General features: G+C 68.5%; 14 protein-coding genes. 10 read left to right on the top strand and 4 right to left on the bottom strand.

All coding sequences use genetic code 11. From position 1 onward, the window contains the following. The first annotated feature begins 186 nt into the window (after nt 1-186). From azu to K6753_RS14780, 7 genes are all read left to right on the top strand, one after another. Nucleotides 187-651, top strand: a complete 465-nt coding sequence (gene azu / locus K6753_RS10780) for an azurin (protein WP_223676438.1) — start codon at nt 187-189, stop codon at nt 649-651. A gap of 228 nt (nt 652-879) precedes the next feature. Continuing rightward, the gene (locus K6753_RS10775) at nt 880-1119 is read left to right on the top strand and encodes a heavy-metal-associated domain-containing protein (RefSeq protein ID WP_223676437.1); all 240 of its coding nucleotides are present in this window, start codon (nt 880-882) and stop codon (nt 1117-1119) included. 59 nt (nt 1120-1178) lie between these two features. Beyond that, nucleotides 1179-1406 (top strand): DUF6522 family protein, encoded by a 228-nt coding sequence (locus tag K6753_RS10770; protein ID WP_223676436.1) that lies wholly within the window; start codon nt 1179-1181, stop codon nt 1404-1406. Nucleotides 1407-1684: 278 nt separating this feature from the next. Beyond that, entirely contained in the window at nt 1685-2101 is a 417-nt protein-coding gene (locus K6753_RS10765) for a hypothetical protein (RefSeq protein WP_223676435.1), read from the top strand. An 89-nt stretch (nt 2102-2190) separates the two neighbouring features. Further along, nucleotides 2191-4266 carry a TonB-dependent copper receptor gene (locus K6753_RS10760; RefSeq protein ID WP_223676434.1) on the top strand — a complete coding sequence of 692 codons (2076 nt, stop codon included), beginning with the start codon at nt 2191-2193 and terminating at the stop codon, nt 4264-4266. 217 nt (nt 4267-4483) lie between these two features. Continuing rightward, the gene (locus K6753_RS10755; protein WP_223676433.1) at nt 4484-4723 is read left to right on the top strand and encodes a hypothetical protein; all 240 of its coding nucleotides are present in this window, start codon (nt 4484-4486) and stop codon (nt 4721-4723) included. 151 nt (nt 4724-4874) lie between these two features. Continuing rightward, nucleotides 4875-6002 carry a diguanylate cyclase gene (locus tag K6753_RS14780; protein ID WP_223676432.1) on the top strand — a complete coding sequence of 376 codons (1128 nt, stop codon included), beginning with the start codon at nt 4875-4877 and terminating at the stop codon, nt 6000-6002. A gap of 43 nt (nt 6003-6045) precedes the next feature. Here K6753_RS14780 and K6753_RS10745 read toward each other — a convergent pair whose 3' ends face one another. From K6753_RS10745 to K6753_RS10735, 4 genes are all read right to left on the bottom strand, one after another. Beyond that, nucleotides 6046-7242: a hypothetical protein gene (locus tag K6753_RS10745; RefSeq protein WP_223676431.1), complete on the bottom strand. Its 1197-nt coding sequence runs from the start codon at nt 7240-7242 to the stop codon at nt 6046-6048. A gap of 38 nt (nt 7243-7280) precedes the next feature. After that, nucleotides 7281-7529 (bottom strand): DUF2249 domain-containing protein, encoded by a 249-nt coding sequence (locus tag K6753_RS10740; RefSeq protein ID WP_223676430.1) that lies wholly within the window; start codon nt 7527-7529, stop codon nt 7281-7283. A gap of 15 nt (nt 7530-7544) precedes the next feature. Beyond that, nucleotides 7545-7679: a hypothetical protein gene (locus K6753_RS14695; RefSeq protein ID WP_255591643.1), complete on the bottom strand. Its 135-nt coding sequence runs from the start codon at nt 7677-7679 to the stop codon at nt 7545-7547. A gap of 81 nt (nt 7680-7760) precedes the next feature. Continuing rightward, complete coding sequence (locus tag K6753_RS10735; RefSeq protein WP_223676429.1) at nt 7761-8966, bottom strand: alginate export family protein; 1206 nt, start codon at nt 8964-8966, stop codon at nt 7761-7763. A gap of 187 nt (nt 8967-9153) precedes the next feature. Here K6753_RS10735 and hemN point away from each other — a divergent pair, with 187 nt between their 5' ends. The 3 genes from hemN (at nt 9154) to K6753_RS10720 (ending at nt 13826) form a co-directional block, all read left to right on the top strand. Then, nucleotides 9154-10551 (top strand): oxygen-independent coproporphyrinogen III oxidase, encoded by a 1398-nt coding sequence (hemN, locus tag K6753_RS10730; protein WP_223676428.1) that lies wholly within the window; start codon nt 9154-9156, stop codon nt 10549-10551. A 19-nt stretch (nt 10552-10570) separates the two neighbouring features. Further along, nucleotides 10571-11323 (top strand): helix-turn-helix domain-containing protein, encoded by a 753-nt coding sequence (locus K6753_RS10725; RefSeq protein WP_223676427.1) that lies wholly within the window; start codon nt 10571-10573, stop codon nt 11321-11323. Nucleotides 11324-11498: 175 nt separating this feature from the next. Further along, on the top strand, nt 11499-13826 hold the full coding sequence (locus K6753_RS10720) for a nitric-oxide reductase large subunit (protein WP_223676426.1): 2328 nt from the start codon (nt 11499-11501) through the stop codon (nt 13824-13826). Nucleotides 13827-13906 lie beyond the last annotated feature (80 nt).

Raw genomic sequence — 13906 nt, 5'->3', positions numbered from 1 at the left:
CCTCGCCAGGCGCAACAACCGCAGGCCCGCCACGTGCGGGCCTGCGCTTTTCACGGAATGTCCCGCAGCTGAATACCGCGTGCGAATGCAATGCCAACGGGCGTGGCCTGATCTGGATCAAGGCACCAATGGCAGCCACCGCGGACACTGCACCTACCAACTTCCAACCCCTCCCGGAGTACTTCCATGACCCGCAACACGTCCCTCGCCATCCTCGGTTCGCTCGCCATCGCGGGCGCCCTGGTGTCCGCGCCCGCTGCCGCCGCCGAGTGCAAGGCCACGGTCGAATCCACCGACGCGATGCAGTTCACCACCAAGGCGCTGACCGTGCCGGCGGCTTGCAAGCAGTTCACCGTCACCCTCAAGCACGCGGGCAAGCTGCCCAAGACGGTGATGGGCCACAACTTCGTGCTGGGCAAGACCGCCGACATCAACGGCATCAATACCGACGGCATGAAGGCCGGCGTGGCGCAGAACTTCGTCAAGCCCGGCGATGCACGCGTGATCGCCTCCAGCAAGGTCATCGGCGGTGGCGAGTCGACCACTGTCACCATCCCGGTCGGCAAGCTCAAGGCAGGCGAGTCCTACACCTACATCTGCTCCTTCCCCGGCCACGCATCGATCATGCGCGGCACGCTCGTGCTGAAGTAATACCGCTACCGGCCCCGCGCCGGACGGCATCACCTACGGGCGGCCCCATGGCCGCCCGTTTCCGTTCCGCAGCCCGCGTGCCATGCGCGCACCTGCGAAGTGGTACGTGGCACGCAACGTTACGTCCTGCTGCATCCGCGTTGCACCTGACCCACATCAAGGGCCGCGCGCCGTGCCTGGGCGATGCTGCGGCTCCCGATCCCGGGTTGAACAAGAGGAAGTCCCGCCATGTTGCTCGACGTGGAAAACATCACCTGCGACAAGTGCCCCCCTGCCATCGAGAAGGCGATCCACGCCGTGGATGGCGACGCCGACGTGACCGTGGATATCGCCGAGAGCCGCGTGCGCATCGAGGGCGGTATCACGCAACAGCAAGCCATCGACGCGTTGAGCGCGGCAGGCTACGCGGCCAGCGCGGCCGCGCCGCACAGCGGCGCCGGCAGCGATTGCTGCGGCGGCTGCTCCTGAGCCTGGCTGCAAGGCGATGAACCCGGCTGGCTGCGGCGTGCAGCCAGCCCGACAGTCCGATGCCCACGTCACCGATTGAAGTCAGTGCCGCTCCCATTGCACAGGGCCTGGACCTGCCGCTCGAGCGTTTCCGCGAGCTGATGGAAACCCGCCGGATCACCACGCTCTGCGAGCGCGGCACCGGCGAGGACTCGGGCACCTACCGCTTCACCTTCTACTACGGCAAGGCCCGCCTTCGGGTGTTGACCGACGCCACGGGACGGATCCTGCAATTGCCTGTCGAGTGACGCGCGCACCTGCAGTGCGCAGAGACCGGCAATCGAACACCACGCAGATCGTTACCCGGACCGCATGGTTTTGCGATTAGCCAAGGACGCGCCGCCGTTGCGGTCGGCCTGGACGCTTCCCCCTGTACGCGTATCCAGCGCCCCCGACGCACCGACGTCGGTGGCGTGTCGCCCGAACCCGTGTGCATTGGATTGACGCACGCAAGTCGACGGCGGCTTGACTTGAAGCAAGGCGTTTCAAGCAAGCGCATGAATAATGTCGACCTATGCTCCATGGGATGCGCCACCGCCGATTCAAGCTGGTCACCTGGCTGGTGGTCTGGGCAGCGGTCCTGCAACCGGCGCTGGCAGCCGCCTCATATCGGCACGCCCTGCAATGCGCGGCCCATGGCGGCCTGGACACCCCCGCACCGACCCATGCATCCGCGGCAAACGCCATGCCGCCGGGCCATGCGCACGTCGCATCCGTCGACCGCCATGCAGGCGAGGACGGTGCGGTCGACAGCGCCGCACAGGAATGCGAGTGCCAGGCGTGCCTGGCGTTGTCTTCGCCCGATCTGGTGCATTCGCGTGGCGCATCGTTGCATGACGCGGTGCTGGTGCTGCCGGTCGCGCCGGCATGGAAACCCGGGGTACTGCCAACGCGCGGCTACCCGTGTGGACTGGGATCACGCGGGCCGCCTCGCCGGGCATGACGCCCCGCGCCGCATCGCCCTGAACCCCCTATCTGCACACCGCCGAACGGCGGGATAGCCCCGTTCGTGCCGGAATCCGGAGCACCACCATGTCCCCTTCTGTCGTACAGCTTCCACGGGTCGCCCCGCTTGCCGCCATGATCGGCGCGCTGCTGGCGGCGCCCGGCGCCCTCGCCGCGACTGCCGCCGAGGCCCCGACGGCCGACCCCGTCCAGATCCAAACCGTCGTCGTGTATGGCGTCGCACCCTCGAGCGCGCTGACCTTCGAGACCGACCCCCGCCTGCCCCGCCAACCGGTCCCGGCCAGCGACGGCAGCGACTACCTGCGGACGATCCCGGGCTTCAACGCGGTGCGCAATGGCGGCACCAATTCCGACCCCGTGCTGCGCGGCATGTTCGGCTCGCGCCTCAACCTGCTCGCGGGGGAAGGCGCCACGCATGGCGCGTGCCCCTCGCGCATGGACAACGCGATGTCCTACGTCGCGCCCGAAACCTTCGACCGCCTGGTCGTGGTCAAGGGACCGCAAACCGTCCTGTGGGGCCCGGGCGCCTCGGCGGGCACCGTGCGGTTCGAGCGCGAAGCGCCCTACTTTCCCGAGCCCGGGATGGAAGGTAGCGGGAGCGCACTCGTCGGCTCCTTCGGCCGCCGCGACCAGGCGCTGGACGTGAGCGCGGGTGCGTCGCGGGGGTTTGCCCGCATCAGCGCCAACCAGTCCCGCGCGGACGACTACCGCGACGGTGACGGCCGCCGGGTCCCATCTGCATGGGACAAGTGGAATGCAGATGCAGCAGTGGGCTGGACACCGACTGATGCATTGCTGGTGCAGGCCGGCGTAGGCCGCGGCGACGGCCAGGCCCGTTACGCGGGTCGTGCCATGGATGGCAGCCAGTTCGACCGCGAGAGCACGCACCTGCGTGTCGAGCACCGCGATCTGCCGGGCGACCTGGGCACCGTGGAGGCGCGCCTCTACCGCAATACCGTCGACCACGTGATGGACAACTACACCCTTCGCGCGCCCAACCCCGCAGGCCCGATGCCCATGCCGATGGCGTCAAACGTATCGCGCACCAGCCAGGGCGGCCGCATCGTGATGGACGCCGACACCGGATCGTTCCAGTGGACGGTCGGCGTCGACGGGCAGGACAGCACCCACCGCCAGCGCTCGGCCGCCGGCCGCGGCGCGTACCTGGCCCGGCCATGGCTGGAGGATGCACGCCTGCGCAGCATTGGCGGATTCGCGGAGGTGACGTGGCACCACGATGACGACGCACGGCTCATTGCTGGTGCACGCCTCGACCGCGCAACGGCGGTGGACCAGCGACCGATGTCGCGCGGCATGATGCCGATGCCCAACCCCACCTTCCGGCAGGCACGCCGTGAAACGCTGCCGGCCGGATTCGTGCGGTGGGAAGACACCGCCGGCCAGGTCCAGTGGTTCGCAGGCCTCGGCCATGTCCAGCGCATGCCCGACTACTGGGAGCTGTTCTCGCCCACCATGGGACCGGCCGGCGCGCCCAACGCCTTCGCGGGCATCCAGCCCGAGCGCACTACCCAGCTCGATATCGGCCTTGAGCACCGTGGCGACCGCGCCAAGACCTGGGTGTCGGCCTATGCCGGGCGCATCGCCGACTATGTCCTCCTCGATTATCCGATGGCCTCGGGCATGGCCCCCACGACGCGGGCGCGCAACGTGGACGCGCGCATCCATGGTGCGGAAGCCGGTATCGAGGTTGAGGCGACGCCGGCGCTCAAGCTGGAAGGCTCGCTGGCATGGTCGTGGGGCCAGAACCGCACCGACGATAGGCCGCTGCCGCAGATGCCTCCGCTGGAAGCCCGGCTGTCGGCGAGCTACGCACGCGACCAATGGACGTTCGGCGGGCTGGTCAGGGCCGCGGCGCACCAGGACCGCGTTTCGATCGGACAGGGCAATGTCACCGGCCGCGACATCGGACCCAGCGCAGGCTTCGCCGTACTGGCGCTCAATGCCGCCTACCGGTTCAACGAACATGCCCAGGTCACCGTCGGCGTGGACAACCTGCTGGACCGGACCTACAGCGAACACCTCAACCTGGCCGGCAGCGCCGATTTCGGGTTCCCGGCCGATGCGACCCGCATCAAGGAGCCCGGCCGCAACCTGTGGATGAAGGCCGACTTCCGCTTCTGATGCCTTCCCGGACGACGACCGCGCATGGCACCGCGAACGCGGCGCCATGCGGAAGGCATCCCCGCACATACCGCGCCCCGTGCACACAAACTGATCCAGATCAGGGAGCCGGGGCGTCCGCTGGTGAACAATGTGCGTGCCCCGCCCCCGCGTCCCTTCCTGGACGACAGCCGCGGGACAGCGGCCGGCGGCACGCCGTCAACCCGCGGAGCGAGGCATGGAATTCCGCATCAACGCCAACGGTCCACTGCCCGGCATCGACTCAATCGAGGACGCGCTGCGCGCGTTGGACCCGGCCGCCGTCGCCGACATCCAGCCTGGCACTTCGATCATCCGGGTCTCGGCCACCGTCGAGCCGCACGAACTCGTATCGCTGATGCATGGCCTGGGCTTGCCGCTCGTCGCCGACCACATAGAGCGCGTGCCCTCGATCTGCTGCGGCGGCTGCTCGGGCTGACGGCCGACGTCGGCTGGAAAACTCCGGTGACCCAGCCACTGCACGCAACCCTCGGGAGCGCAGGCCAGCGACGGCCGGCATCACGCCGTGTCGAGAGCCGCCACGTGGGCTGGGTGGGCGTATCGCCATCAATGTTCCGACGGAAACCCGCGTGACCACGCGCTGGAAGCAGCTCGGCGTCGTCCTGGCCCGCGCGCACGCAGTGCCGGCCGCGTGCCAGCTCCAACAGGCCGCCGTGGTCCGCTCGCGCCTGGCGCAGCTGGCACGGATCGTCGCCGTCCTGTGCGTGGCCTGGATAGGCGTGGACGTGGCCGGCCTCGACGCCGCGACCGCCGCGCGCGCAGCCCCGGTGCGCGTCGCGCTCGCCGCTGCACTGCTGGCAATCTCGAAGCTGCGCGAGCGACCTTCGATGCAAGCGGCCATGGCGGGCTTCATCGGGTTGCAAACGCTCGGATTCGGGCTGCTCCAATACCTGCTCGCCCCGGGTAAGGCCGGGCTCAGCCTGGGGTATGGCCTGTTCCCGTTCGTCATTGCCGCGCAGCTGGCGATATTCCCGCTGACCTGGGGACGCAGCCTGCTGCTTGGCCTGGCACCGGCGGCGCTCCTGTGTGCCCCCCTTCTGGCGGGTACCCGGACGCTCGACCACGCCTTCGCAAACGATGCCTGGCTGTTCGTGCTCATCCTCGGCCTTGCGGCGTGGGGCGGCCACATGCAGGTCCGCCTGCTGGTGGATCTGCTGGGTGCCCAGCGCGATGCCTCTACCGATGGCCTCACCGGCCTGGCCAACCGGCGTTTTGCCGAGGATCGCCTGCAGTCCGAGCGGGCCCGCGCGATCCGCCGCCGGGAGCCGCTCACCGTGGCCATGATCGACCTGGACCACTTCAAGCGCGTGAACGACACTTGGGGCCACGCAGTGGGGGACCTGACGCTGGTAATGGTGGCCGGCGCACTCCAGGAACAGGTGCGGGCCATCGACCTGGCGGCACGGTTCGGGGGCGAGGAGTTCCTGGTCATCCTGCCGGGGACGGAACCGGAGCAGGCGGTTGCGGTAATGGAGCGGATACGCGAGCACATCGGTGCTCTCGCGATTCCCGCGCCGGGCGACACCCTGCGGGTCACCGCCAGCGTCGGGCTGGCCTGCCTGCGCCCACCCGAGACCGTGGGCGAACTGCTCGCGCGCGCCGATGCCGCCCTCTATCGCGCCAAGGCACTGGGACGCGACCGCTGCGAAGTGGCGTGCGCTGACACCGATGACGCGCCGTGCGGATCGCCTGCGTGATCGTTTCCCGATGCCACCGCAGCGCCGCCGCGCCCGGGCAATTTCAGACGCCGGTACTGCTGCGCCGGGCCACCCGGGCCAGCACCAGTAAAAGGACGCAATAGGCTGCCGCCGTCGCCACGCCTGCCGCATGCGCCAGCAGTGGCGTGGGCCATGCCGAGGCCGCCACCACCAGCACGCCCGAGAGGCAGACGCCGGCGATCGCGACCTTCTTCCCGCCGTCGCCAAGCAACCGATTGACGCCGGGCACGCGCGTGCCCCGCGGCACCGTCCGGCGCAGCGTGATCCAGCCCAGGAACGCGACGATCTCGAGCAGCATGCCGACGAGCAGCATGGGCAGCCCAAGCCCCAGCACGAGTGCACCCGACACCGTTGCAGGTGCGCCCCACAGCAGCGCCACTGCCCCGCTGGCCACTGCCGCGAGGCCTACCCGCCACGCCATCACCAGCGGCGCATCGGTCCGCCGGGAACGACCGCGCTGCCGCCACATCGCCTCCAGCGTGAAAGCAAGGGCAGCCAGCGCGACCGTCCAGCGCAGCTCCTCACCTGCGTCGCGCGCGGCCTGCAGCGTCGCCCCCAGCAACGCAAGGACCACCATGAGCAGCCACGCGACCAGCCACCCCGAGCGAATCGGTCGCGTGCCCTGGAACATCGGCATGACCACCTGCGAGACGCTGGCCAGGAGGATGCCCACCCAACCCAGCAACGCCCAGGCGGCGTGGACGTCGGCCCATGGCTGCTGCGGCAGGCCCCAGTCCGCGTACCCGGCCAGGCCCAGCGCCATGCGCGCACCCAGGGCCGACGCCACGACCCCGCACGCGACCGCCAGCGCGATTCCGCGCGTCAGCAGGCGTTGCGTGGCCACGCGCAGCAGGCCCGGCAGCGTCATCGCGGCGAGCAGGAGGAACGCGCCGACGAGCAGGCCTGCGGCCGCGCCCAGCAGCCGTGGCGCGCTCCACCAGAATCCCGCCAGCAGCATCGCCGTGCCGACGTTGAACACCGCATGCAGGACGAACGCGGCCCGGTTTCCGCCCCAGGGCGTGACCCCGGCTGCGGCTGGCAGGAACTGCATGAGGCTGCCGAGCATGACGTTGCCTAGGACCCCGAGCGCAAGGGCGTGCACCAGCACAAGCGTGCCGGGCGCCCAGCGGGTCAGCAGCAGCGAGTCTCCCGCCCATGCCAGCAGGACACCGGCCAGCACGCCCCATGCGGGGGCGGTCACGATGAAGCGCAGGGGCACGTGTGGGGACGGCGCCTGTTCGATGCTGATCCTCGCCACTAATCGCAGGGCGTGAGAGGAGGACGGTGCACCCGCACGCATGCGCCGCCCTCGTCCAGCCGCGTCACGCTCGCGTGCACCCCCTCCTCGCCCAGCAGTTCCAGCAACGGTCCGGGCACGAGCGGGGTGTACACCTCGAGTGCCTCTCCCGGCTGCAAGCGGCGCGCCGCATCCAGCGCGCGGATGAGGGGTTCAGGCGCCGAAAGCTCGCGAAGATCCAACGAGCGGGTGGACGGAAGGGCGGTCACGGGAAAGGCTCCCATTTACTGGCAGGCGCAGCCTTCGTCGCACGACTGCCCCGCGTCGGGGCAGGCGCAGCCGACGCCGGCCGCGTCCATCGCTTCGAGCACGCCGGTCGCGTTGTCCAGCATCAGTTCCATGCAATCGCAGTCGTTCATCGGGTCGCTCCTGAAGGTTGATGGCCAGTGGACCACGCGCTTCCACCCCGTCCCCTGATCCAGGTCAATTGCGAACGATTCTCATCGGCTCCATTCCAATTGCAGCCACATTTTCCACGTGTCGCTCCGGAAACCGCGGCTCTGGTAATCGGCAAGCTTCAGCAGGACCGACGTGAAGGGCGACACGGGCACCGAAACGGAGGCATCGACTTCGCGGCCGTAGCCGCCACCGGTGTCTGCGCGGTAGTCGTGGTAGGCCAGGACCCACGTGGGCGCGTGCGCGCCAAGCTGCTGCGGGAACCGGCCGCCCACCGATGCGAACCGGTCGTCCAGGCCACCCGCGGGGGTGACCAGGAACATGTCGGCCCAGCCATTGAACGCGTGCAGCGTCCCCAGCGGTGCCTGCAGCGCGTGCCGCCCGTCGCCGCCCAGGTGCTCCCATCCCGCGCCGACCGTCAGGCCCCGGCTCGCGATCGCAGGCTCGATCCTCCAGTACGCGTGTGAGAAGTCGCCGGGGTTGTCGCCGTGCTCGTCCTGCCGCGCTACATCAAGGGCCATCTTCCAGCCGGCGCCTTCGCGGATGCGGTCCACTGCCCAGCGCGCACCGTACGTACGCGTCGACGCGCCGGGCTGGTCGAGGTCCCGGTGCAGCACGAGGTATGCGCCGGCACGCCGATCGCCGCGCTTGTGCTCGATTTCCGCGACGTGGCTGTCGAGCGCACGGTCGCGCGCGAGCGGATCCAGCGCCTGCCGGGTATTCACCCGATGCACGCGGTCCAGCCATGCGTAGGCCACGCTCATGGCCGGCGTGGCCTGCCAACGTCCCGCGACCGCGTCGAACGTCTGCTCGTTCTGGCGCCATGCACTGGGGCCGACCCAGCGCTGGTTGTCGAGCACCACCCGTTGGCGCCCCGCCCTCATGTGGCCGCGATTGCCGGTCCACGCGAGCCACGCCTGGTTAAGCTCCGCCGATTGCGGATCGGCCACGACGGGCAACGTGCCCTTGCCGTTGGCTGTGCTGTTGTAGGCGTCGTGCAGCGCAGCGGTGGCCTCCCCCTGTGCGTAGGCCTCCCACCCCGGCGCGAAGCGCGCACCCAGCCCCACCCTCAGTCGCAACGTCGTGGCATCGGCGGGCTGGCTAAATGCATCGTCATCCACGTGCTCATGCCGCAGGCGCAGCGCCGCGTCCCACGTGACGGGCTGCGTATCCGTCGCGGTACCGGGTTGCGCCCGGGCGGCCGGCAGGGCGGCGGTGGCCAGTATCAACAGTGCGGGCAGGACGCTCATTGCCATGTTCCATGCGGAGTCGCGGCATCCTCCATTCATGCGGGCGATGCGTCCCTGACACAGGTCAAGCCGCGTTCCTGCCTTTCCGCGTTCCTGCCCTTCTACGGGTGTCGCGGGTCCTGCGTGCCACGGCCGGCTTTGACCGAGATCAAGGCACCGCGGTCAGCGGCCGCCTAGCCTGCGTCCCATGATCGCCACCGCACAATTCGATCCGGGCCTGTTGCGACGCTACGACCGCCCCGGTCCGCGCTACACCTCGTACCCGACGGCCCCCCAGTTCCACTCCGGGTTCGGCGAGCACGAGCTGCGTGAGACCGTCGCGGCGAGCAACGGCGACCCCATCCCGCGACGGCTCTCGCTGTACGTGCACGTGCCGTTCTGCATGAGCCCATGCTTCTACTGCGGCTGCAACCGCATCATCACGCGCGACCTCGCCCGCGGCGAGACCTACCTGGTCCGCCTGTACCGCGAGATCGCCATGATGGCCGAGCTGTTCGACCGCGACCGGGAAGTGATCCAGCTGCATTTCGGTGGCGGAACGCCCAACTTCCTGTCCCCGGCGCAGCTGGCCGAGGTCGTGGAAACCCTGCGCAGCCACTTCCATTTCTCCGAATCGCGCGAACGCGACCTGTCCATCGAGCTCGACCCGCGCTTCATCACGCCGGCGGACGTGGGCGAGCTGGCCGCGATCGGCTTCAACCGGGCCAGCCTCGGGGTGCAGGATTTCGACCCGGTGGTGCAGCAGGCCGTGAACCGCATCCAGAGCGTCGAAGAGACGGTCGCGATCATCGAGGCATGCCGCCAGCACGGCTTCCGCTCGGTCAACGTCGACCTGATCTACGGCCTGCCCAAGCAGAACCTGGACGGGTTCTCCAAGACGCTGGACACCGTGGTCCAGGCGCGGCCGGACCGCCTGGCCGTCTACAGCTACGCGCACCTACCGGCCATGTTCAAGCCGCAGCGGCAGATCGAAGAGGCCGACCTGCCGGCGCCGGAAACCAAGGTGGCGTTGCTGCAGATGGCCATCGAGAAACTCACCGCTGCCGGTTACGTCTACATCGGCATGGACCACTTCGCGCTGCCCGATGACGACCTCGCCACCGCCCAGGCGCGCGGCGGGCTGCACCGCAACTTCATGGGCTACACCACCCACGCCGACACCGACCTGGTGGGCCTGGGGGTGAGCGCGATCAGCCACATCGGCGATACCTTCAGCCAGAACCCCCGCGACCTGCCCAGCTGGCAGATCGCGCTGGACGAGGGGCGGCTGCCGGTGTTCCGCGGGATGGCGCTCAGCGAGGACGACCAACTGCGCGCCGACCTGATCCAGAGCCTGATGTGCCAGGGCGTGATCCCGATCGATGCGCTGGAACGCCGCTACGCGATCGATTTCGCGGAGTACTTCTCCGACGCGCTGGACCGCCTGTTCCCGCTGGTGGAAGACGGCCTGGTGCGGGTGGAGGAGAGGCGGATCGTGGCGACGTCGCGCGGACGGCTGTTGCTGCGTAACATAGCGATGTGCTTCGACCGATACCTCGACCCCGCCCCCGTCCCCATGGCGTCCCGCTTCTCCCGCGCGATCTGATCGCGTCGTGGAGGCCTGCATGAACCCGACCGCGTTTCCGCGGCAGGACGCACGCACGCTGTCGGACGATGGCGACGCATTTTCGTTCTGCTCGACGTGCGCGTTCTCCCAGGCCTGCATGGCCGAGGGGATGGACAAGCGCTCGCTGATGGACCTGCACGTACTGGTCGAGCACATCGGTCCGTTCCATGCGGGCGACCACATCTTCCGCGTAGGCGATCCGTTCGAGGCCATTGCCGCGGTGCGGGCCGGCACGGTCAAGACCTACATCATCGACCGCGATGGCCGCGAACACGTGCTGGGGTTCTACCTGCCCGGCGAAGTGATCGGCCTGGACGCGATCGATGGCGAGACCTACCCCTGCAATGCGGTGGCACTGGATACGGCCATGCTGTGCCGATTCTCGTTCCCCAAGATCGCCGTGCTGGCGACCCGGCTGCCGGGGCTGCAGAGGCACCTGTTCCGACTGCTCAGCCGTGACATTGGCCGGGCAGCGCTACTGGCCGGAGATTGGACCGCCGACCAGCGCATGGCCGCCTTCCTCATCGGGCTGGCGCGTCGCCTGGCCGCGCGCGGCTTCTCGCCCAACCGTTTCCAGCTGACGATGGCGCGCACCGACATCGCCAACTACCTACGCCTGGCCCCTGAAACCGTAAGCCGCGTGCTGCGCCGGTTCCAGAAGGACGGGTTGCTGGCCGTGGACAGGCGCGAGCTGGAACTGCTCGAGCGGGCGAAGCTCGAAGAACTGGCTGAGCCGGTGCTGCGCGCCTGATCGCCGAACGTACGGTCGATGCGTGCGGCTGCGACGCGCATCACGGCACTGCGACTTCCCTTGGGTGGACTGAACGAGATGCGTTGGCATACTCGGCCGGCACCGCTTGACCTGAGTCAACGCGGTCGGAGGCTTCATCCGCGAGCATGCATCAGTCATCTGAGGAGAAGACCCAATGGGGAACACAAGACGGCTTTGGTGGGGCCTGGCGGCCCTGCTCATCGCATCGTTCAGCGTGCTGCTGTGGTCCGGCAGCAAGATCAACCAGAACAAACCGCCGATGCCCGAACGAGTGGTGGCCGAGGACGGTACGGTCATCTACACGCGCGCGGACATGGAGCGCGGTCGCCAGGTCTGGCAATCGATCGGCGGCATGCAGCTCGGATCGATCTGGGGACACGGCGCGTACGTCGCCCCTGACTGGAGTGCGGACTGGCTCCATCGCGAGGCGGTCGAGATCCTCAATATGTGGGCGCGGGCCGATGGCGGCATGGCGACCTACGACCAGCTCCCGGCGGGCGAACGCGCAGCCTTGCAGGGCCGCCTGCAGGAGATGATGCGGGAGAACACCTACGACCCGGCCACCGGCACGATCACGCTGGACATGGACCGGGTGGTGGCGATCTCCAACGTCTCGGCGCATTACCAGAGCCTGTTCGGCAACGACCCGGCGACCGCCGAGCTGCGCGAAGCGTATGCGATGAAGAACAACACCGTGCCCGATGCCGAGCATCGCCGCACGCTGGCGTCGTTCTTCTGGTGGACGGCATGGGCCGCCACCACCGAACGCCACATGGGCGCCGATGAGACCCTCGCGCCCGACCGGCCGGGCGTACAGGAAAAGCGCGTCACCTACACCAACAACTGGCCGGGCGAGCCGCTGGTGGGCAACACGCCGCCGCCCAGCACCTGGGTGTGGTCGGCCTTCAGCGTGCTGTTCCTCATCGCCGGTATCGCCCTGCTGGGCTGGCACCACGCGGTGACGCACGGCCACGACGACGGCCATCGCATTCCCGACCGCGACCCCCTGGCCGCGTTGAAGGTGACGCCCTCCATGCGCGCCACGGCCAAGTATTTCTGGCTCGTACTGGCGCTGTTCCTGGTGCAGATCCTGTTCGGCGCGATGACGGCGCACTACCAGGTTGAGGGCCAGGAAGCCTACGGGTACGCGCTTTCGGATGTGCTGCCCTATTCGATCACACGCTCTTGGCACACCCAGCTTGCGGTTCTGTGGATCGCGGTGGCATGGCTGGGAACGGGTCTGTACATCGGCCCCGCCATCTCGGGCCATGAGCCACGTTTCCAGCGCCTGGGTGTCAACGTCCTGTTCGCGTGCCTTGTCGTCATCGTTGTCGGTGCGTTCGCCGGCCAGTGGTTCGCGGTGATGCAGAAGCTGGGCATCCCCAACAACTTCTGGTTCGGACACCAGGGCTGGGAGTACGCCGACATCGGCCGGTTCTGGCAGTGGTTCCTCTTCATCGGCCTGCTGCTGTGGCTGACGATGGTGGGCCGTTCGTTGTGGCCCGTACTGACGGGTCCGAAGACCGACACCAAGGCGATCGTTGGACTGCTGTTCCTTTCCACCGTTGCCATCGGCGTGTTCTTCGCCGCAGGTCTCATGTGGCGCGAGCACACCCACATTTCCATCGTCGAGTACTGGCGCTGGTGGCTGGTGCACCTGTGGGTGGAAGGCTTCTTCGAGGTGTTCGCCACCGCGGTGATGGCGCTGATCTTCACCCGCCTGGGCCTGCTGCGCGCCTCCACGGCCTCGGTCGCGGTGCTGTTCGCCACGATCGTGTTCATGACCGGTGGCGTGCTGGGCACCCTGCATCACCTGTACTTCGTCGGCAGCCCGACCGCCGTCATCGCCCTGGGCGCGAGCTTCAGCGCGCTGGAGGTGGTGCCGCTGGCCTACATCGGCTTTGAGGCCTACCACACGTACCGGCTGGGCAAGGCCACGCCGTGGATGCAACGCTACCGCTGGCCGATCTTCTTCTTCCTGGCCGTGTCGTTCTGGAACCTGGTGGGTGCAGGCCTGTTCGGCTTCCTCATCAACCCGCCGCTGTCGCTGTACTACATGCAGGGCCTGAACCTCACGCCGCTGCATGGCCACACCGCGCTGTTCGGCGTGTACGGCATGCTCGGCATCGCGCTGGTGCTGTTCTGCGTACGCGGCATCCGGCCCAACCAGGTCTGGAACGAGAAGGCGCTGCGCCTGAGCTTCTGGTCGCTCAACGTCGGCCTGGCCCTCATGGCGGTGCTGACGCTGTTGCCACTGGGCACGATGCAGCTGCTGGCGGCCATCGAACACGGCTACTGGTATGCCCGCTCGGCCGAGTTCATGCAGAAGCCGATCGTCGACCTGCTGGTGTGGATGCGTGTACCGGGCGACACGATCTTCAGCGTGGGCGCGCTCGCACTGATCTACTTCATGGTGCGACTGTGGGTGCGGCCGAAGCTGGAAGAGCCGTCGTTGCACGGGGCCGAAGTGGAAGCCGGCTAACGGGGAGACCGAAGGACGACAAGGGGCGGCCCACGGGCCGCCCCTTTTTTTGTTGTCTGGTGTGCGGTGTGGTGTGCGGC

This window comes from Novilysobacter selenitireducens (assembly GCF_020026895.1).
GTDB lineage: Bacteria > Pseudomonadota > Gammaproteobacteria > Xanthomonadales > Xanthomonadaceae > Lysobacter_C > Lysobacter_C selenitireducens.
This window is presented reverse-complemented; position numbering and strand designations above follow the sequence as displayed.

What these genes read in the sequence shown, in the direction of transcription:
- azu (WP_223676438.1), top strand. Translation starts at nt 187, where the DNA reads ATGACCCGCAACACGTCCCTCGCCATCCTCGGTTCGCTCGCCATCGCG.
- K6753_RS10775 (WP_223676437.1), top strand. Translation starts at nt 880, where the DNA reads ATGTTGCTCGACGTGGAAAACATCACCTGCGACAAGTGCCCCCCTGCC.
- K6753_RS10770 (WP_223676436.1), top strand. Translation starts at nt 1,179, where the DNA reads ATGCCCACGTCACCGATTGAAGTCAGTGCCGCTCCCATTGCACAGGGC.
- K6753_RS10765 (WP_223676435.1), top strand. Translation starts at nt 1,685, where the DNA reads ATGCGCCACCGCCGATTCAAGCTGGTCACCTGGCTGGTGGTCTGGGCA.
- K6753_RS10760 (WP_223676434.1), top strand. Translation starts at nt 2,191, where the DNA reads ATGTCCCCTTCTGTCGTACAGCTTCCACGGGTCGCCCCGCTTGCCGCC.
- K6753_RS10755 (WP_223676433.1), top strand. Translation starts at nt 4,484, where the DNA reads ATGGAATTCCGCATCAACGCCAACGGTCCACTGCCCGGCATCGACTCA.
- K6753_RS14695 (WP_255591643.1), bottom strand. Translation starts at nt 7,679, where the DNA reads ATGAACGACTGCGATTGCATGGAACTGATGCTGGACAACGCGACCGGC.
- K6753_RS10735 (WP_223676429.1), bottom strand. Translation starts at nt 8,966, where the DNA reads ATGAGCGTCCTGCCCGCACTGTTGATACTGGCCACCGCCGCCCTGCCG.
- hemN (WP_223676428.1), top strand. Translation starts at nt 9,154, where the DNA reads ATGATCGCCACCGCACAATTCGATCCGGGCCTGTTGCGACGCTACGAC.
- K6753_RS10725 (WP_223676427.1), top strand. Translation starts at nt 10,571, where the DNA reads ATGAACCCGACCGCGTTTCCGCGGCAGGACGCACGCACGCTGTCGGAC.
- K6753_RS10720 (WP_223676426.1), top strand. Translation starts at nt 11,499, where the DNA reads ATGGGGAACACAAGACGGCTTTGGTGGGGCCTGGCGGCCCTGCTCATC.